The organism is Spirosoma areae, from assembly GCF_054781775.1.
Map to the genome: position 1 here is coordinate 171,888 of NZ_BAAGTT010000040.1, position 16,389 is coordinate 188,276.

Genomic DNA, 16,389 nt, shown 5'->3' on the forward strand with positions numbered 1-16,389 from the left:
TACAGTAAAAGTAACGTATAGATCCAAGAAATTGGTAATCAACGGCACTAAATCCGGTTTTTCGAGTCGATCACGATGGTAACCGGCCCGTCGTTCAGCAGCGAAATCTTCATATCGGCCCCAAACTCGCCGGTCTGTATGGGCTTACCCGATTCGGCAGTCAAGGCTATAATCATGGCTTCGTAGAGTGGCACGGCTACGTCGGGCCGGGCTGCTTCGGTAAAACCGGGCCGGTTCCCTTTTTTAGTGCTGGCATGAAGTGTAAACTGACTGATGAGCAGAATATCGCCACCCACAGCCGCTAAGTCGAGGTTCATTTTTCCGGCCTCATCGCTGAAAATCCGCATCCCAACAATTTTCTTACTGAGCCAGTCCACATCCTCGGTCGTATCGGTATGGGTGATGCCAAGCAGCACCAGAAAACCGGTGTCAATCTGGCCTTTAAGCTGATTGTCGATAGTGACCGAAGCCTGAGAAACGCGCTGAATAACGGCAATCATACTGAACAAATTGGGTAAGCATAGACTCGCTCGTGAAGGAGGAGTGAATGCGACGATAAAACTGGCCCGATTTTTTTTGACTTCCCTTCCTTACCTGAACCGGATTATCGACAGGGCCAAGGGGCACAATACGGTTGATTGGCGGGCCGTTTAATCAAAAATAGTATAATCAATTCATTTTTACCGGCTAATCTTGTGGCCAAAACGGGGCACAACCGTCCAATGAAGCAAATGGTGGCCTATTTTATGCGTTAATGCCTTGCCAGGACTGGTTTTAGCAACCCTAAGCCGTTCATGTCTGGCAGCTTATTTGCTCGGCTATGAGTGCAGTGACTGATCGCGTAAGTTGCTGAAACCTAATTCGTTTTAACTCACTATAGAAAAAAATTAGTGCTGATATCTAAAAAAAGATAGCGCCTAAGTAAACCTTCCTACCCAAAAAATGTCATAGGCTCCACTGTTCCATCTGTCGATTTACCTTCGCCTATCGGTTTCAAAAAATGCACAAGTTACTTATCATTTTCGTGATTATTCTGGGGGCATCAGCCGCTTTTGCCGGGTATTTCGCTGGTTTGCTCGACTGGATTCAGGACTTCTCATCTGGACTTTACTCCGCCCACCCTATCGAAGCCACCCTCGAAACAAGTGCTTTGTTAACCTACACCTACTTCGGCGTGAAATTCTTTAATCGGCACTTCAGTTCCATCCGGTGATTTTCCAGCCGATCCGGCTGCCCGCAGGCGAGCGTCGACCAGTTAATGGAGTCAATTAAGGAGTAAGCCGGTTCCTTATAACCCATTCCGTATGGCAAACTGAATCAGTTCGGTGACTTTATTGATACCCAGTTTGAAATGAATATTTTTTCGATGCGTTTTTATCGTCTCAACGCTTAGGTGAATACGTCCGGCAATCTGCTCATTGCTAAGCCCTTCCCGAATCAGAGAAATAATTTCAACTTCCCGAAACGTTAAGTTAAGCCGCATGGCAAAGTCATCTCCAAAGGGATCATTAGCCGGTTGTACCATACTGCCTACCTCAGCGTCGAAGTGCGTATTCCCGGCCAGAACAGCCCGAATTCCATGCAGCAGATTGATGGTGGTGGCGTCTTTTAGCAGATAGCCGTGCAGACCTGCCCGCAGGGCTTCGTCCAGCAATTTTGGCTGGTTATACATCGTCAGCAGCATCACCCGAACGCCAGGAAAATCACTAATGATGGTTTTGCCGAGGTCAATGCCGTTCGTACCCTGGAGGTTTATGTCGAGCAACACTACGTTTGGATTGGTGCGCTGAATAGTCGGGAGGGCGTCATTAGCCTGAAATACCTGTCCGCATACCATTAGGTCAGGCTGATCATTGAGAAGACTTTTCAAGCCGTCATTAAAAAGCCGGTGGTCGTCAATCAGGAGGATTCGGTTGGGTAGTTGGGGCTGCATAAACCGATACTGGATACGGAATATCCAGAACGACCAACGTACCGGCTTCACTTACGTCTCGCCACAGAGTCGCCCCGATGTATTCAGCCCGTAAATTACTATTTTTCAAGCCAATTCCTACCGATTTAGTGCCCCACAAACTGGCACGGCTACCCAATCCGTCGTCTTCGACGGTAATGGTGAGGTGGTCATCATGATAAAGCAGTTGGATGGCGGCCCGGTTGGCCTGGGCGTGCCGGCCGATGTTCTGAATCAATTCTGAAACGATGCGGTAGGCATTCAGTTCGGTATCCAACGGCAGTTTCTGTTCAATGCCTGAGGTGATGAAGGTAAAGCGGGTGGGTTGCGGAGGCTGCGACTGCACCAGTTGATGAAGCGCATGGCGAAGGCCAATGCGGGCGAATTCGGGGGGCATCAGGTTGTGGGCAATCCGGCGAAGGTCAATACTGCTTTTGTGAATGAGCGGTTCGAGATCGTCAAACGCCCGGATACCGACTGGCTCGTGGAGGTACTGACGGAGATCGGTCAGGCGTCGGCGGAGGGTAGCCAGTGTGCCGCCCAGGTCGTCGTGGAGGTCGGCGGCAATGCGCTGGCGTTCAGACTCCTGCGTTTGAATAAGATCAGACTGGAGCTGGCGATTCTGAATTTCAAGCTGCTGGCGGGCTGTCTGGAGTAGTTTTCGGCGATAAAGCCACCCAATCGAAAGAATCGAGAGTTCGATTAACAGGGCGATCCGTAGGGCTACCATATCGGGCAGTGGATTACGCATCAGCCCGGAGTTTATCAGGAACCCATTGATGGCGATGAAAACCAGCAGCGCTGATATGGCCAGTAGCAACAGCCACACTAAGGCAAATTTTCGCCGAAAGGCATCCACTACGTAGCTTAGCCAGATAAGCCCATAGCCCGTGGAACCCATGTAGCCGGTAAACCACATTACTTTTATAAACTCCTCATAATTCTGCTGTTGCGCCCGTTCTGCCAATAATGCCGACACGGCAATAATCCCCATTGGAATAAGCTCCACCCCCTGGAATGGCACTCGCCCTGAACCGGATGATACGCCCAGAAACCGTCTGCTAAACATAACAAATGCTGCGAAGCCTACATTAGGCCAGTGAACAATGGTGCTGATCCCATCGAACCACGCCAGCGAATCGGGCAGGAACGCGCCCCAGCCATCGTTGAGCAGGGCATACATCGACAGGCAAATCACGTAGCAGCCATAGAGCAGGTAGAGGTTGCGCCGGTAAAAGACGAAGGCAATGACTACCCCACCCAAAATAGCCAGTATTATACCGGCAAAGAGCGCCCAGCCCCATATATCCTGCTGCTGGGCGGCCAGAAAACGCTTCGGCTGCCACAACCGAACGCCGAACTTCATGGCATCGCCCGGCGCCACACGGCCCCGAATCCAGATGGTTGCTGGTTGCCGGGCCGGCACGGTCAGGGCGTAGAGAAAGTAATGGTGATTGACCGGGGCCAATGGTGTGGCCTGCCTGCGGTGGGACGACGGCCCCCGAATGCGCCGTGGGGGGGCGTTGGGCAGGGACACCCAAATCCCGACCGAATCCATAAAGTGGGTTGTCAGTTCGAGCCAGACGGTGCGGGCTTGTTCACTACGCACCGAAAACCGTGCCCACCCGACAATAAATCTGCGACCATAATTGATACTTTCAACCGACTGCCATTGCGCTGGGTCGACGGGTAAAGCAACGGGAGTTCCCAGCCGGGCGGGAGGTTGCCGAAGTTGGTATAAATACGAGTTTTCGACGGTAATGCCCTCAAAAGAAGCATCGAGTGGCAACACCCGCTGGGCGAGCGTGTTGAGAGAAAGCAGCAATAACCAAACGACTTGCCAGCACACGTTCATGGCAAAGAACCTTAGGTTGATGAGTGAACGCAGCAAAGAACGGTGGTCTGAGATAGATAAAAAATACCCCTTTCGGGGTATGGCGCGAGGAATCTAAACCCCTCATCTTTGTCGGGTTATCCGCTTCTCCACACCATCTTTTTTAACATGAACCACTCAAGTTTTATCCGGCGACTCCTGGCCACAGTTTGTCGCCCGCGTCATGGTCCGTCTTTTCTACGAACAAACCCGGCCATCAAACCTGAACCGATAGTATACCGATGCTCTACATCACCGCCAACACCTGATACGCTGCGCTATTAACCGTAACCACGTCGCCCACTTTGCGCCCGGCCAGGCCCATAGCAATAGGCGATGCGGGCGAAACCGCGAAGTAGTGGATTCCATCGAGGGTGAATTTACCGGCACCGATACTGATAAAAAACGTGCCCCGGCTGGTTGTGACCAGACTCCCCAACTGAACCGTCTCGAAGGTCTTTTCTATATTGACGTGCTTCAGGTCGCCGTCGAGCTTTCGGGCTTCGGCCAGGAGTTGAGCGTTCCGGTCGCGTTCGAGTTGGGCCATTGCCCGCCCGGTTTCGTATTTATCGCCTGCGCTGCTTTTCGATTCGGAATTAGCCGCTTCCTGTGCGGCTTCCATTGCCTGACGGGCCGTGTCGATACGCTGCTGAACGTATAATTGGCATTGTTCGTACAGGGATTTTTTTATGCTCATACAGAGAGGTGTCTCATTGGCTCAAGCAAACGGGTGCCGAAGGCAAGCTATTTTTCGACAGGATTACAGGGTTTTCAAGCAAATAAAACGCTGTAATCCTGTCGAAAAAAATAAGCTTATCCTGACTCAGAATGAATTTAAAGGGCCAGATCACTACAATTCACATTAACGACCCGCATAACAGCGCACTCCACATCAATGATAAAGTCGATCTCATCGGTGCTGAAGTGCGTAACATCCCACACGTCAACATAGCCCTGAATGCTGTCTTTGAACTCTTCCGGCTCGGTGTCCCCGTCCATGACTAACCCCGACAAAAAGTTGATAAATTCGTTGACAGTGTTATTCATTTTCTGCCGGAGCAGTTCGTCGGGCAAGGGTAACTCCCGGTTCGTCCAGTCAGCGTCTGGAAACTTATCGTGGCTTCGATAGAACGCCAGCCGGGCCAGCATAGCTTCTGGTGTTAATTTTGGTTTTGTCATGGTCCCTGCGGCCTACAAGTTTCTTTTCTTCATTTCGCTCACGGCGAACGCAGCCGCCCGTGCGGTCAGAGCCATAAACGTAACCGACGGATTTTGCGTGCCCGTTGAGGTCATGGCCGCGCCATCGGTTACGAACACATTCTTCACCGAGTGAAGCTGATTGTGCGCGTTGAGCAGCGATGTTTTCGGGTCGCGGCCCATTCTGACGCCCCCCATCTCGTGAATATCGAGGCCGGGATTTCGATGATCGTCGTAGGGATTAATGTGCTTACACCCCGCTTTCTCCAGCATATCGGCTCCCTGTTCCAGAAAATCCTTCAGCACTTTCAGGTCGTTGTTGGTATAGTCGATATTCGTCACGAGCTGCGGAATGCCCCAGGGGTCTTTCTGGTCGGTGCTGAGCCGGACGTGGTTTTCGTAGCGGGGAACCGTCTCAGCCTGCATCATCATGAAGACGTGCCACGCACCAGGTTCGCTTAATTTGTCTTTAAAACCGGCTCCGAAACCAGCCTGTCCTGTGCCCCGCTGCCAGTTGGCGCGGGCAGCGCTAAAGGCCACCATGTAGCCCCGCTGAAAATCCATTTCCTGCCTGCGAACATTGCGAAAGTTAGGCATAAAGGCCGTTGTTGGGCGACGCCCGTAAAAATACCCATCGGCAAAACCCTCATAATCAGCAACAATATTGCCCCGATAATTATGAAAGGCCACATAGCGACCCAGCACTTCACTGTCATTACCTAAGCCATTCGGGAAACGGCGGGAGGTTGAATTGAGCAGGATAAGGTTCGTATTCAGGCAGGCCGCATTGACGAAGATAATCCGGGCAAAATACTCCGTCATCTGCTTCGTATGCGTGTCGATCACCCGGACACCAGTGGCTTTGCCCTTCGCTTCATCGTAGATAATCGAATGCACAACCGAATCGGGGCGCAGGGTCAGATTTCCGGTTTTAGCCGCCCACGGAATAGTCGACGAGTTGGAGCTAAAATAACCGCCATACGGGCAACCCCGGTAGCACAAATGCCGCGCCTGGCACTGCGCCCGCCCCTGATCGTAATGAATCTGCTTTGGTTCGGTCAGGTGAGCACACCGGCCAATGATAACATGCCGGTCGTTGTAGTGTTCGGCCACGCGCTTCTGAATGTGTTTCTCCACGCAGTTCAGTTCCCAGGGTTTCAGAAATTCGCCATCGGGCAGGGTCTCTAACCCGTCTTTATTCCCGCTGATACCGACGAATTTTTCGACGCGGCTGTACCAGGGTGCAATGTCGTCGTAGCGAATGGGCCAGTCAACGGCGGCTCCGTCGCGGGCGTTGGCCTCAAAATCGAACCGGCTCCACCGCTGCGTTTGCCGCGCCCAGATCAGCGATTTGCCGCCCACCTGATACCCGCGAATCCAGTCGAACGGCTTCTCCTGCACATACGGATGTTCGGCATCTTTCACGAAAAACTGCTGCGTACTTTCGTCCAGCGCATAGCACTTAGTGGCAATTGGATTCTCCTGATCGAAGGCATCAGGCATCCGGTTGCGATGCGGGAACTCCCAGGGGTTCAATGTGGCCGTTGGGTAATCGACAATATGCCGAACATCGCGCCCACGCTCCAAAACCAGCGTTTTAAGCCCTTTTTCACAGAGTTCTTTGGCCGCCCATCCCCCACTGATTCCTGAACCAATCACGAGGGCGTCGTAGGTGCGGGCTGCTTTGGCATCGCCGGTAATGTTCATAATGTGCTGCTCTTTTAATATAAAAGTACAAAAGGTAATCGGCTATACCTTACCAACTCCATCTTGCCAGACAATAAAGCTGTGGCTAAATAAGTTGACAATACGTTTATTGTTGACGCTATTTAGGAGTATATAAATTAGCCTCCTGGAGCGTCATGCCGAACCACCCCCTAAGTAGCTGTTTGACCAGACCAACTCCTAAACAACTTCATTATTATGGACCAATCAAGGCGACAATACAGGCCTTTGCTCATTACATCCAGTTAAATTATTCGAACTAGAAGAATCAATATAATGAGTTTAATTCATTGAAAAATAAGCAAAAGGGTAAGCTTGATGAAACAAATTTAAGTCAAACCTACCTCAAACTCCTCCTCGCCAAAAAACAATACCACACTGCCTACAATTATTTCGCGCAGGAAGAATGGCAATTGAAAGACCGTTTTAAACCGCTCTACTACGCCACCCTATACTTCCTGCGTGATGAGTACCCAACCGAGTACCTGCGTATGGGGCCAGAACTCAAAGAAACCGTTGACGACATCCTCGCCGAAGTCGCACAGATGGCGATTGATTACGCATAAAGTCGCTTCGCTCACAAACCCGCCGTTTAAATAGGTTTTTCCAAACAACCGCCGTTGCTTTTGGCTTATCGAGATTAAAAACCAAGATATAGCAGACCTAAAAGGGTTGAAGAAAACCTTTGGGTCTAAAAAGTACCGTTATGGAAGCAAAAATTCCCCCGCAGCATCAGGATGTTCAGCCGGGCATCGAGGCCGACCTCATCCCGCAACCGAAGGTAATTCGGTATCTGTATAAAGGGGCCAACAAATTGAAAGACAAGGTTGCCCTCATTACTGGTGGCGACAGTGGCATTGGTCGGGCTGTAGCCGTGCATTTTGCCCGCGAAGGGGCTGACGTCGCCATTTCGTACACGCCCCGCGAAGAGGAAGACGCTCAGAAAACCAAAGAGTTAGTCGAAGCCGAAGGGCGAAAATGCCTGCTGTTGCCGGGCAACGTTCGGGACGAAGCCTATTGCAAACAGATTGTGGAAGACACCGTTCGGCAGTTCGGCAAATTAAACATACTCGTCAATAATGCGGCTATACAGTTGCAACGTAAAACACTCGAAGAAGCCACCGACGAGGACCTGCTGGCCACTTACGAAACCAACATCTACTCGTTTTTCCGGATAACAAAAGCGGCTGAACCGCACCTGCACAAAGGTGACAGTATTATTAACACCACCTCCGTTACGGCCTACCAGGGCCGCGCCGACCTGCTGGAATATTCGTCCACGAAGGGCGCCATCATGACCTTCACGCGGGCCTTGTCGAGCAATCTGATCAGCAAAGGTATTCGGGTAAACGCCGTGGCGCCCGGCCCCATCTGGACGCCCTTAAATCCGTCGTCTGTGAGTGCGAAAGAAGTGGCTCAGTTTGGGAAAGATGTACCCATGAAACGCCCTGGCCAGCCCAGCGAAGTAGCGCCAGCCTACGTGTTTCTGGCTTCCGACGATGCATCCTACATTACCGGGCAGGTGCTCCACCCCAATGGAGGCACAATTATAAATGCGTAAAAAAAGCCCCAACCCCCAAAGGGGGCTTAATCACCAGTAAACAAACTCCCCCTGCTAGGGCAGGGGGGCTACTTATGGAACAGATGAAAATTGACGCCAAACCCCAGCACCAGAACGAGCAGCCGGGTTTGGAATACAAAATGGACCCCCAACCGATTTATATTCGGGATGATTATCAGGGGGCGGATAAATTAAAAGACAAAGTAGCTGTCATTACGGGTGGCGATTCGGGGATTGGCCGCGCCGTTGCCATTCATTTCGCGCGGGAAGGCGCTGATCTGGCCCTTCTGTATCATCCGCGCGAAGAAAAAGACGCGCAAAAGACCAAAGCGCTCGTTGTAGCCGAGGGTCGCCGATGCCTGCTGGTTCCGGGCGATTTAAAGCAGATGGCCTATATTGAAGAAGCCATCAGGACTATCACAGACACGTATACTCACATCAACGTTTTGGTTAATAACGCAGCGAATCACGTTGAACAGAAGGAGTTTACCGACATATCAGACCAGCAGATGCGCGAGACATTTGAGCTGAATATCCTGGCCATGTTCCGGCTCACGAAGCAAGTGCTCCCGTACATGGGCGCGCAGGATTGCATCATCAACACCACATCGGTCGTATCGTATCGGGGCAGTGAATCACTGATTGACTACGCGTCGACCAAAGGGGCCGTTACGGCCTTTACGCGCTCGCTGTCGCAGAATCTGGTCGAACGCGATATTCGGGTCAATGCCGTAGCGCCCGGCCCTATCTGGACGCCCTTGATCGTGGCCACCAAAACGCCTGAAGAGGTGGCAAACTTCGGGAAAGACACGCCTATGGAACGCCCCGGCCAACCTGCTGAACTGGCTCCGGCTTATGTGTTTCTGGCCTCGGAAGATGCGTCGTATTTTACGGGTCAGGTTATTCACGTCAACGGGGGCGAAATCATTAACTCATAGTGATTCTGGTTAGTCAGCCTTATCTTTATAGCCGTTCCGAAACCGTATTCGGAACGGCTTTTCTTTAGAAGCTGTTTGGGGTAGCGATTTGGCCCGAAAGGTTGTCTTTTGGGCGTAGTCTGCGTTACTTTTTTGGTCCGTAGCTACGGCTACGGCCTGAAAAAAGTACCTTGTCTACACCCAAAATCCACTTCTTTCAGTCTTAAATCGCTACCCCAAACAGCTTCTCATGGAAACAACGGTTACTCCTACCCGCCCGGTGCCCCTGCATCCGGGACTTCCGCTTGTTGGCAATACCTGGGCTTTCTTCCGCCATCCGTTGAGCACATTGCAGACCTTACAACGGCAGCAGCACCGGATGGTGCATCTTCGGATTGGCGGGCGACACCAATACCTGGTTTTCAGTCCCGAAGACAGCAAACACGTTTTGCAGGAAAACCACCGCAATTATGGCCGATCGCCCGCGTTTCAGGTGCTTAAAATCTTTCTGGGAAATGGGTTGCTCACCAGCGATGGTGAATTCTGGCGTCGGCAACGGCGGCTGGCCCAACCGGCGTTTCATCGGCAAAAGCTGGCAGCTCTGGCGCAAACCATGATTAGCGAAACCGCCAACTGGCTCGATGAACTCAACTCGTTTAATCCAAACCAGCCGGTAAACGTCTCGCAGGCGTTCATGGACGTAACGATGCGGATTGTCTGCAAAACGCTGTTTGGATCTGACCAGGCGAACCAACTCAAGGGTTTGTCGTCGTCGCTCGATACGCTGAATTACATGGCCAACGAGCGGTTACTGTCGCCAATTCGGTTGCCAATTAGTTGGCCCACGCCCGGTAACCGCCGTTTCCGGCAGGCGGGCATTCAGGTCGATTCATTTATTTATGGGGTTATCGACCAACGTCGCCAAAACTCACCGGGCGATGCCAGTGCCGATGACCTGCTGGGTATGCTGCTCAGCGCCGAAGATGAGGAAACCGGCGAAGGGATGTCTGATCAGCAACTCCGCGACGAGTGTGTAACGCTTTTTGCGGCTGGGCACGAAACAACGGCGGTATCTATGGCCTGGACCATCCATCTGCTGACGCAGCACCCCGACGTGCTGGCCCGGCTTCGGGCCGAAAGCCGATCCGTATTGGGCGATGTCCGCCTTCCTCAACCCGATGTGTTTCGCGCGCTGCCCTACACCATGCAGGTAATTCAGGAATCGCTCCGGCTGTATCCGCCCGCCTGGATAATGAGCCGATTAGCGCATAACGACGATCACATCGGTCCGTACACGATTCCGGCGGGCAGCACCGCCCTGGTATGTCCTTATCTGCTTCATCGTGACCCTCGTTCGTGGAAGAACCCGGACCGCTTCGACCCGGAACGATTTGCCGCAGGGGGCGAAAAAGATCAGTTGCCCGCCTATGCATATTTGCCCTTCGGTGGCGGGCCACGGTTGTGCATTGGCAATCAGTTTGCCCTGATGGAAATGCAGATTTTGCTGGCCCTGTTTGTGCGTACTTTCGATGTTAAGCCGCTGGCCCACCAGCGTGTGCGGCCAAAACCCCTCATAACGCTACGGCCAAACAAACCCATAAACGTTCTTCTGGCCAAAACCTGATTTATACTTTTCAAAGAAGTTTCTTCCTGTACCGTTCCACGATTGTCCCCAAACAACCGGTATTACAGCCAATACCTAATCACTGCGGCAAAAGCCGTGAAACACGCTTGCATCTTTCGTAGATGGCCTTGACTTTGTGGCCCATATAGCCAAACTTAGATAGCCCATTGATGCTCTTATTTCAGTTCACTTTAAATGCGACACAATGAGACTACAAATGCACGCCGTTAAGTTTACGGCAGACCAGAGCCTGTTAGATTTTATCCAGGCGAAGCTCGATAAGTTAGACACCTTTCATGACCGGATTATCAGCGGAGAGGTGTTTCTGAGGTTAGAAGGGGCCGACTCGAACAAAGTCAAAGAAAAAATAGTCGAAGTACGGCTATTGCTCCCCGGAAAAGAGTTGTTCGTGAAAGAACACGACAAAAGCTTCGAGAGCGCCACCGACCGCGTTCTGGATGTTCTGAAAGATAAACTGGTTCGATTTAAACAAAAACGGAATGATATATCCAGCCCGGCCATCGCTCAGGCTAAATACCAGACAGAAGTAGACGAGGTCGTTGAGACCGATGAGTTATAACCCATAAATCGTCGTAAAATGTTGAACGCCACTCCAGTCTGGAGTGGCGTTCTGTTTTTGACATAAAGAATACACCGGACGGTCCGGTCGGCCGCTGCCGTTACAACCTGGTGTATTCTGGTATCCTACAAGCCAAAGGCTTCTTTAATCTTATCGACAAAATCGAGTTTTTCCCAGGTGAACAACTCCACTTCAACTTCTTTCGAGTGGCCGTTTGAGCCAAACGTTTTTTTCACAACCTCGTTCTTGCGACCCATGTGGCCATAGGCGGCTGTTTCCGAATAAATTGGATTACGCAGTTTAAGCCGCTGCTCAATGGCATAGGGGCGCATATCGAAAATCTGGCCAACTTTTTCGGCAATCACGCCATCGGGCAAATCGACTTTCGACGTACCGTAGGTATTTACGTACAAACCGCAGGGCTTGGCAACCCCAATGGCATACGACACCTGCACCAGTATCTGGTCGCAAAGACCGGCAGCAACTAAGTTTTTGGCAATATGTCGGGTGGCATAAGCCGCCGAACGGTCCACTTTCGAGGGGTCTTTCCCTGAAAACGCACCTCCGCCGTGAGCACCTCTACCCCCGTAGGTATCCACAATAATTTTGCGGCCCGTCAGTCCTGTATCGCCGTGTGGCCCGCCAATCACGAATTTCCCGGTTGGGTTAATATGATAGGTGATGTTATCGGTAAATAAGCTGTGCAGATCGGCTTTCTGAGCCGATTTCACGCGCGGAATCACAATGTTAATGATGTCCTCTTTAATACGCTTCTGCATGGTTTCATCATCAGCAAACTCGTCGTGCTGGGTCGAAACCACGATGGTATCAATGCGGATGGGCTGGTCATCGTCTGAATATTCAATCGTCACCTGCGACTTGGCGTCGGGCCGCAGATACGGCATCAGATCGCTTTCGTTGTTGCGGATATTCGACATCTGCCGAAGAATATCGTGAGCCAGATCGAGCGGCAGGGGCATGTAGTTCTCGGTCTCGTTGGTGGCGTAACCAAACATCATGCCCTGATCACCCGCACCCTGGGCGTTGGCCTTCGACTCAAAATCATCGCCAATTACCCGACGGTCAACGCCCTGATTAATGTCGGCAGACTGATCGTGGAGGGCCGAAAAAATACCGCACGAGTTAGCTTCAAACATGTATTCGCTTTTGGTATAACCGATTTTACGGATCACCTCGCGCGTAATTTTTTGAACGTCTAAGTACGTGTCGGTCTTGATTTCGCCCGCCAATACGACCTGGCCGGTAGTAACAAGCGTTTCGCAGGCTACTTTGCTGGACGGATCGAACGCCAGAAAGTTATCAATGAGTGCGTCGGAAATTTGATCGGCAACTTTATCGGGGTGTCCCTCTGAAACAGACTCGGAAGTGAAGAGATATGGCATTACTCTATCCGTATGACTTGGTTTGAAGCCACAAAGCTACGAGTTTCTACGCAGGGGGCAAGGGGTTAATTGACGCAATTGATAAACTGTCCTGACGCGCTAAGCTCATTGATACACCGCTCTACCGGCAGACCAACTCAAATAAACTTGCAAAGCAATCATTAATAGTAAGTTTTGGGTAGCTAATTCCTTTTAAATTAGCAATCTACCCGTATGCTACAAGCCGCTACATTCGCTATACGTCTACTTGCTCCGGCTCGCCGGGCCGGGTTCAGACTACCTATCGTTTTAGTGCTGTTGACGATGCACCTGAACCGGGTAGCTGCCCAGCCAGTATCGGCTAAATTTGAGCACCTGTCCGTAAAAAACGGGCTTTCCAACAATTCTGTTAGCTGCATTCTTCAGGATCGGGAAGGATTCCTCTGGTTTGGCACAAGCGACGGGCTGAACAAGTACGATGGGTACACATTTCAGGTCTTTCAACCTGACCCGGCCCGGCCTGCCCGCAGTTTCCGCAATAACCGGGTTTCTGGCTTGTGTGAAGACCGGCAAAACCGGCTATGGGCCGTAACGGAGGGCGGTGGCCTCCACGAGGTCAATAAGCAGACGGGCGGGGTTACGCCCCATCCCATTCATGCCGAACACGAAAACTGGTGGAACAATCAGTTATCTGTCTACGAAGATCATCAGGGAATATTATGGCTCAGTTCATACGGTGGACTGGTTCGGTATGACCCGGCTAAACACCACTTTACGCTATATCCATCTCCCCGACGGGAAGTTCCGGTAAAATGCGTTTTTGAGGATCGGCAAAACCGGTTGTGGGTGGCTACCTCACAGGGACTCTATCAATTTGACCGCCAACATGGGCGGTTTACGCTCCTGCCCTATCAAACGGCCACCACGCCCCAACCCTGGTTTGGCTCGTTCTACTTAGACGACCACGATGTTCTTTGGCTGGGGGTTGTTGGCAGAGGCATACTCCAGCTTAACCTACGCAGCCAGCCATTCCAGTTGGTTCCTTATCAGTCTAAGCATTCGATAAACAAGTTCATGTATTTAAATACCCTTCACCGCGACACGCAGGGATTTGTGTGGATGGGTACGACCGAAGGGTTGCAGCGCATTGAGCCTACTACCAATCAGGTCTCGACCTATCTTCCTGACCCCGCCAGCCTCCACAGTCTGAGCAGCGCTCATGTACAGGCCGTTTATCATGACCGCACGGGCACCCTATGGATTGGTACCGACAACGGCATCGATAAACAAGCCATTAACACAAAACCATTTACGACCTATCAACTGAAGCGCAGCGTTGGCAACGCTAATTTAATCGAGAACAAGGTGTTTACCTTGTCAGCCGATGACCAGAACCGGGTCTGGTTTAGTAATCAGGACAACCTGCAGCGATTAGACGTTCAGCAGAACCGGATTAGGGAGATACCGGCAGTTCTGTTTGGAACCACTCCTGGGCATAAGAACTTCATTCACGCCCTGCTGCCCGACGGGCCAACCGGTCTATGGATTGGGACCTGGGATGGCCTGTACCGACTCGATCAAACGACGAATCGCTCGGTTAAATTTACGACGGAAATTCCAGTTCAATTTGTTAGTAAAGACGCACTGGGAACCCTCTGGCTGGCGGGCGAAGGGGGGCTTGCTTCATTTAATCCCAGGACCAATCAATTTATTTACTATAAATACAACCTGGCTGATACGGCGGCCTTGTCTGAAAAGTACATTGATGCGATGCTGGTTAGCCGGGCGGGCGATGTCTGGGCATCGGTCAGAGGCAAAGGCATTAGTCGGCTGAATCCGCGAACGGGTCGGTTTACCCGCTATGTTGCCGGAACGCAGCCGGGTCGGTTAAACAACAACGAGATTGGCACATTCTACGAAGATAAATCAGGTACTATCTGGGTAGGAACGACCCGGGGTGGCCTGAATTGCTTTAACTCAAAAACGGGTTTATTCTCACACATTACGACTCAGCAGGGGTTGCCCAGCAACTGGATTATTGGCATTACGGGCGATGATCATGGGTATTTGTGGGTAAGTACCAATAAGGGCCTCTGCCGGTTCGACCCGCGCACCAACGTTGCCCGCCCCTACGACAGCCATGACGGCCTGCCCAGCAATGACTTTATGGTAAATGCCGTTTCGCGGAATCGCCGTTCACTTTTTTTTGGCACGCTGAACGGCCTTGTTCGTTTTAATCCTGATAGTATCCAGGACGATACAAACCCGTTTCCGGTCTATATCACCAACTTTAAAGTACACAATAAAAGTCGGTCACTACCGGAACCGATTACGACACTGCCCTACAATCAGAATTTTCTGTCGTTCGAATTCGTCGCCTTAACGTATAGCCTGCCAGAGCGTAACCGATATGCCTATCAGTTGGCTGGCATCGACAACGACTGGGTGCAGAACGGTAGTCGTCGGTTTGCCAACTACACGAATCTGCCGCCTGGCGAGTATACGTTCCGGGTGAAAGCCTCAACGAGTGACCGCATCTGGCATAACCTGAACAAACCGGTTAGTATTCGTATCCTTTCGCCCTGGTGGCAAACCTGGCCAGCGTATATCCTCTATGTTCTGCTTTCGTTAGGTAGCCTCTGGGGATTTATTGCCTATCGCTCCCGGCAACTGCGCGCGGCTAATCGCCGGCTCGAAGAAATTGTAACGAACCGAACGGCAGAAGTACGCCGACAGAACGATCAGATTACGCACCAGCGCGACAGTCTCGAGAAAACACTGGCCGCATTGAAGGCTACCCAAAATCAGTTAGTTCAGAAAGAGAAACTGGCATCTTTGGGCGAACTAATGGCAGGTATCGCCCACGAAATTCAAAACCCGCTTAACTTCGTCAATAATTTCGCCGAAGTAACGGTTGAACTGGTCGATGAACTGCAACAGAGCGTAGTAGCCGGTGATACGGAGCAGGTAACGGCCCTCACCGAGAACCTCAGCGAGAATCTGCAGCGAATTGTCAGAAATGGGCAGCGGGCTTCAGCTATTGTCCGGAGCATGCTTGAACACGCTCACACCGACACCGCCCCCCGGCAACCGACCAATCTCAACGCCCTTGCCGACGAATGTTTACGGGTAGCCTATCAGGGTCAGCAGGCCAGAGAAAATGGATTTCAGGCGAAATTAATCACCAAATTCGACCCAAATCTGGGTCTCGTCGAGAGCGCACCGCAGGATATTGGGCGGGTGCTGCTCAACGTGTTCAACAACGCATTTTACGCCGTCTCTGAAAAAAAGCGGCAACAGCCCGCCGGGTTTGAACCGAGCGTGACGGTTGAGACCCAACGGCTGGACGATCACCTTGAACTCATCGTTCGTGATAATGGCACAGGCATTCCCGAGGGTATCCGTGATAAAATTTTTAACCCTTTTTTCACCACTAAACCCGCCGGGCAGGGCACAGGGCTTGGTCTGGCCCTGAGCTACGACATCGTTACGAAGGGCCACGGTGGGCAGCTACGCGTTCAATCCCAGGAAGGCCAGTTTACCGAATTTAGCCTCCATCTACCGTTGACCAACGCGTAA

The 16,389-nt window shown here is 51.7% G+C and carries 14 protein-coding genes; 7 read left to right on the forward strand and 7 right to left on the reverse strand.

Features of this window, described 5'->3' with window-relative positions:
* Nucleotides 1–47 precede the first annotated feature (47 nt).
* Nucleotides 48–500 (reverse strand): D-aminoacyl-tRNA deacylase, encoded by a 453-nt coding sequence (dtd, locus tag ACYVI1_RS24250; RefSeq protein ID WP_460913438.1) that lies wholly within the window; start codon nucleotides 498–500, stop codon nucleotides 48–50.
* Nucleotides 501–1,000: 500 nt separating this feature from the next.
* Here dtd and ACYVI1_RS24255 point away from each other — a divergent pair, with 500 nt between their 5' ends.
* Nucleotides 1,001–1,213: a hypothetical protein gene (locus tag ACYVI1_RS24255; RefSeq protein WP_460913439.1), complete on the forward strand. Its 213-nt coding sequence runs from the start codon at nucleotides 1,001–1,003 to the stop codon at nucleotides 1,211–1,213.
* 75 nt (nucleotides 1,214–1,288) lie between these two features.
* On the opposite strand, the gene ACYVI1_RS24260 is transcribed toward ACYVI1_RS24255, so the two are convergent.
* From ACYVI1_RS24260 to ACYVI1_RS24280, 5 genes are all read right to left on the reverse strand, one after another.
* Nucleotides 1,289–1,933: a response regulator gene (locus ACYVI1_RS24260; RefSeq protein ID WP_460913440.1), complete on the reverse strand. Its 645-nt coding sequence runs from the start codon at nucleotides 1,931–1,933 to the stop codon at nucleotides 1,289–1,291.
* Nucleotides 1,896–3,806: a sensor histidine kinase gene (locus ACYVI1_RS24265; RefSeq protein WP_460913441.1), complete on the reverse strand. Its 1,911-nt coding sequence runs from the start codon at nucleotides 3,804–3,806 to the stop codon at nucleotides 1,896–1,898. The genes ACYVI1_RS24260 and ACYVI1_RS24265 overlap by 38 nt, the downstream gene beginning before the upstream one ends.
* A gap of 265 nt (nucleotides 3,807–4,071) precedes the next feature.
* Nucleotides 4,072–4,521 (reverse strand): 3-oxoacyl-ACP synthase, encoded by a 450-nt coding sequence (locus ACYVI1_RS24270; protein ID WP_460913442.1) that lies wholly within the window; start codon nucleotides 4,519–4,521, stop codon nucleotides 4,072–4,074.
* A 137-nt stretch (nucleotides 4,522–4,658) separates the two neighbouring features.
* Nucleotides 4,659–5,003, reverse strand: coding sequence for a hypothetical protein (locus tag ACYVI1_RS24275; RefSeq protein ID WP_460913443.1), 345 nt, complete (start codon nucleotides 5,001–5,003; stop codon nucleotides 4,659–4,661).
* 12 nt (nucleotides 5,004–5,015) lie between these two features.
* Complete coding sequence (locus ACYVI1_RS24280) at nucleotides 5,016–6,728, reverse strand: GMC oxidoreductase (RefSeq protein ID WP_460913444.1); 1,713 nt, start codon at nucleotides 6,726–6,728, stop codon at nucleotides 5,016–5,018.
* A gap of 308 nt (nucleotides 6,729–7,036) precedes the next feature.
* Between ACYVI1_RS24280 and ACYVI1_RS24285 the strand changes: the two genes are divergently transcribed.
* From ACYVI1_RS24285 to ACYVI1_RS24305, 5 genes are all read left to right on the forward strand, one after another.
* Entirely contained in the window at nucleotides 7,037–7,312 is a 276-nt protein-coding gene (locus ACYVI1_RS24285) for a hypothetical protein (protein ID WP_460913445.1), read from the forward strand.
* A 140-nt stretch (nucleotides 7,313–7,452) separates the two neighbouring features.
* Nucleotides 7,453–8,307, forward strand: a complete 855-nt coding sequence (locus ACYVI1_RS24290; RefSeq protein ID WP_460913446.1) for an SDR family oxidoreductase — start codon at nucleotides 7,453–7,455, stop codon at nucleotides 8,305–8,307.
* 74 nt (nucleotides 8,308–8,381) lie between these two features.
* A complete protein-coding gene (locus ACYVI1_RS24295; RefSeq protein WP_460913447.1) occupies nucleotides 8,382–9,245 on the forward strand; it encodes an SDR family oxidoreductase in 864 nt (287 codons plus the stop codon).
* Between the two features lie 229 nt (nucleotides 9,246–9,474).
* A complete protein-coding gene (locus tag ACYVI1_RS24300; protein ID WP_460913448.1) occupies nucleotides 9,475–10,848 on the forward strand; it encodes a cytochrome P450 in 1,374 nt (457 codons plus the stop codon).
* Nucleotides 10,849–11,053: 205 nt separating this feature from the next.
* On the forward strand, nucleotides 11,054–11,428 hold the full coding sequence (locus ACYVI1_RS24305; protein WP_460913449.1) for an HPF/RaiA family ribosome-associated protein: 375 nt from the start codon (nucleotides 11,054–11,056) through the stop codon (nucleotides 11,426–11,428).
* Nucleotides 11,429–11,553: 125 nt separating this feature from the next.
* Here ACYVI1_RS24305 and metK read toward each other — a convergent pair whose 3' ends face one another.
* Entirely contained in the window at nucleotides 11,554–12,831 is a 1,278-nt protein-coding gene (gene metK / locus ACYVI1_RS24310; protein ID WP_460913450.1) for a methionine adenosyltransferase, read from the reverse strand.
* Nucleotides 12,832–13,044: 213 nt separating this feature from the next.
* Here metK and ACYVI1_RS24315 point away from each other — a divergent pair, with 213 nt between their 5' ends.
* Nucleotides 13,045–16,389, forward strand: a complete 3,345-nt coding sequence (locus ACYVI1_RS24315; RefSeq protein WP_460913451.1) for a two-component regulator propeller domain-containing protein — start codon at nucleotides 13,045–13,047, stop codon at nucleotides 16,387–16,389.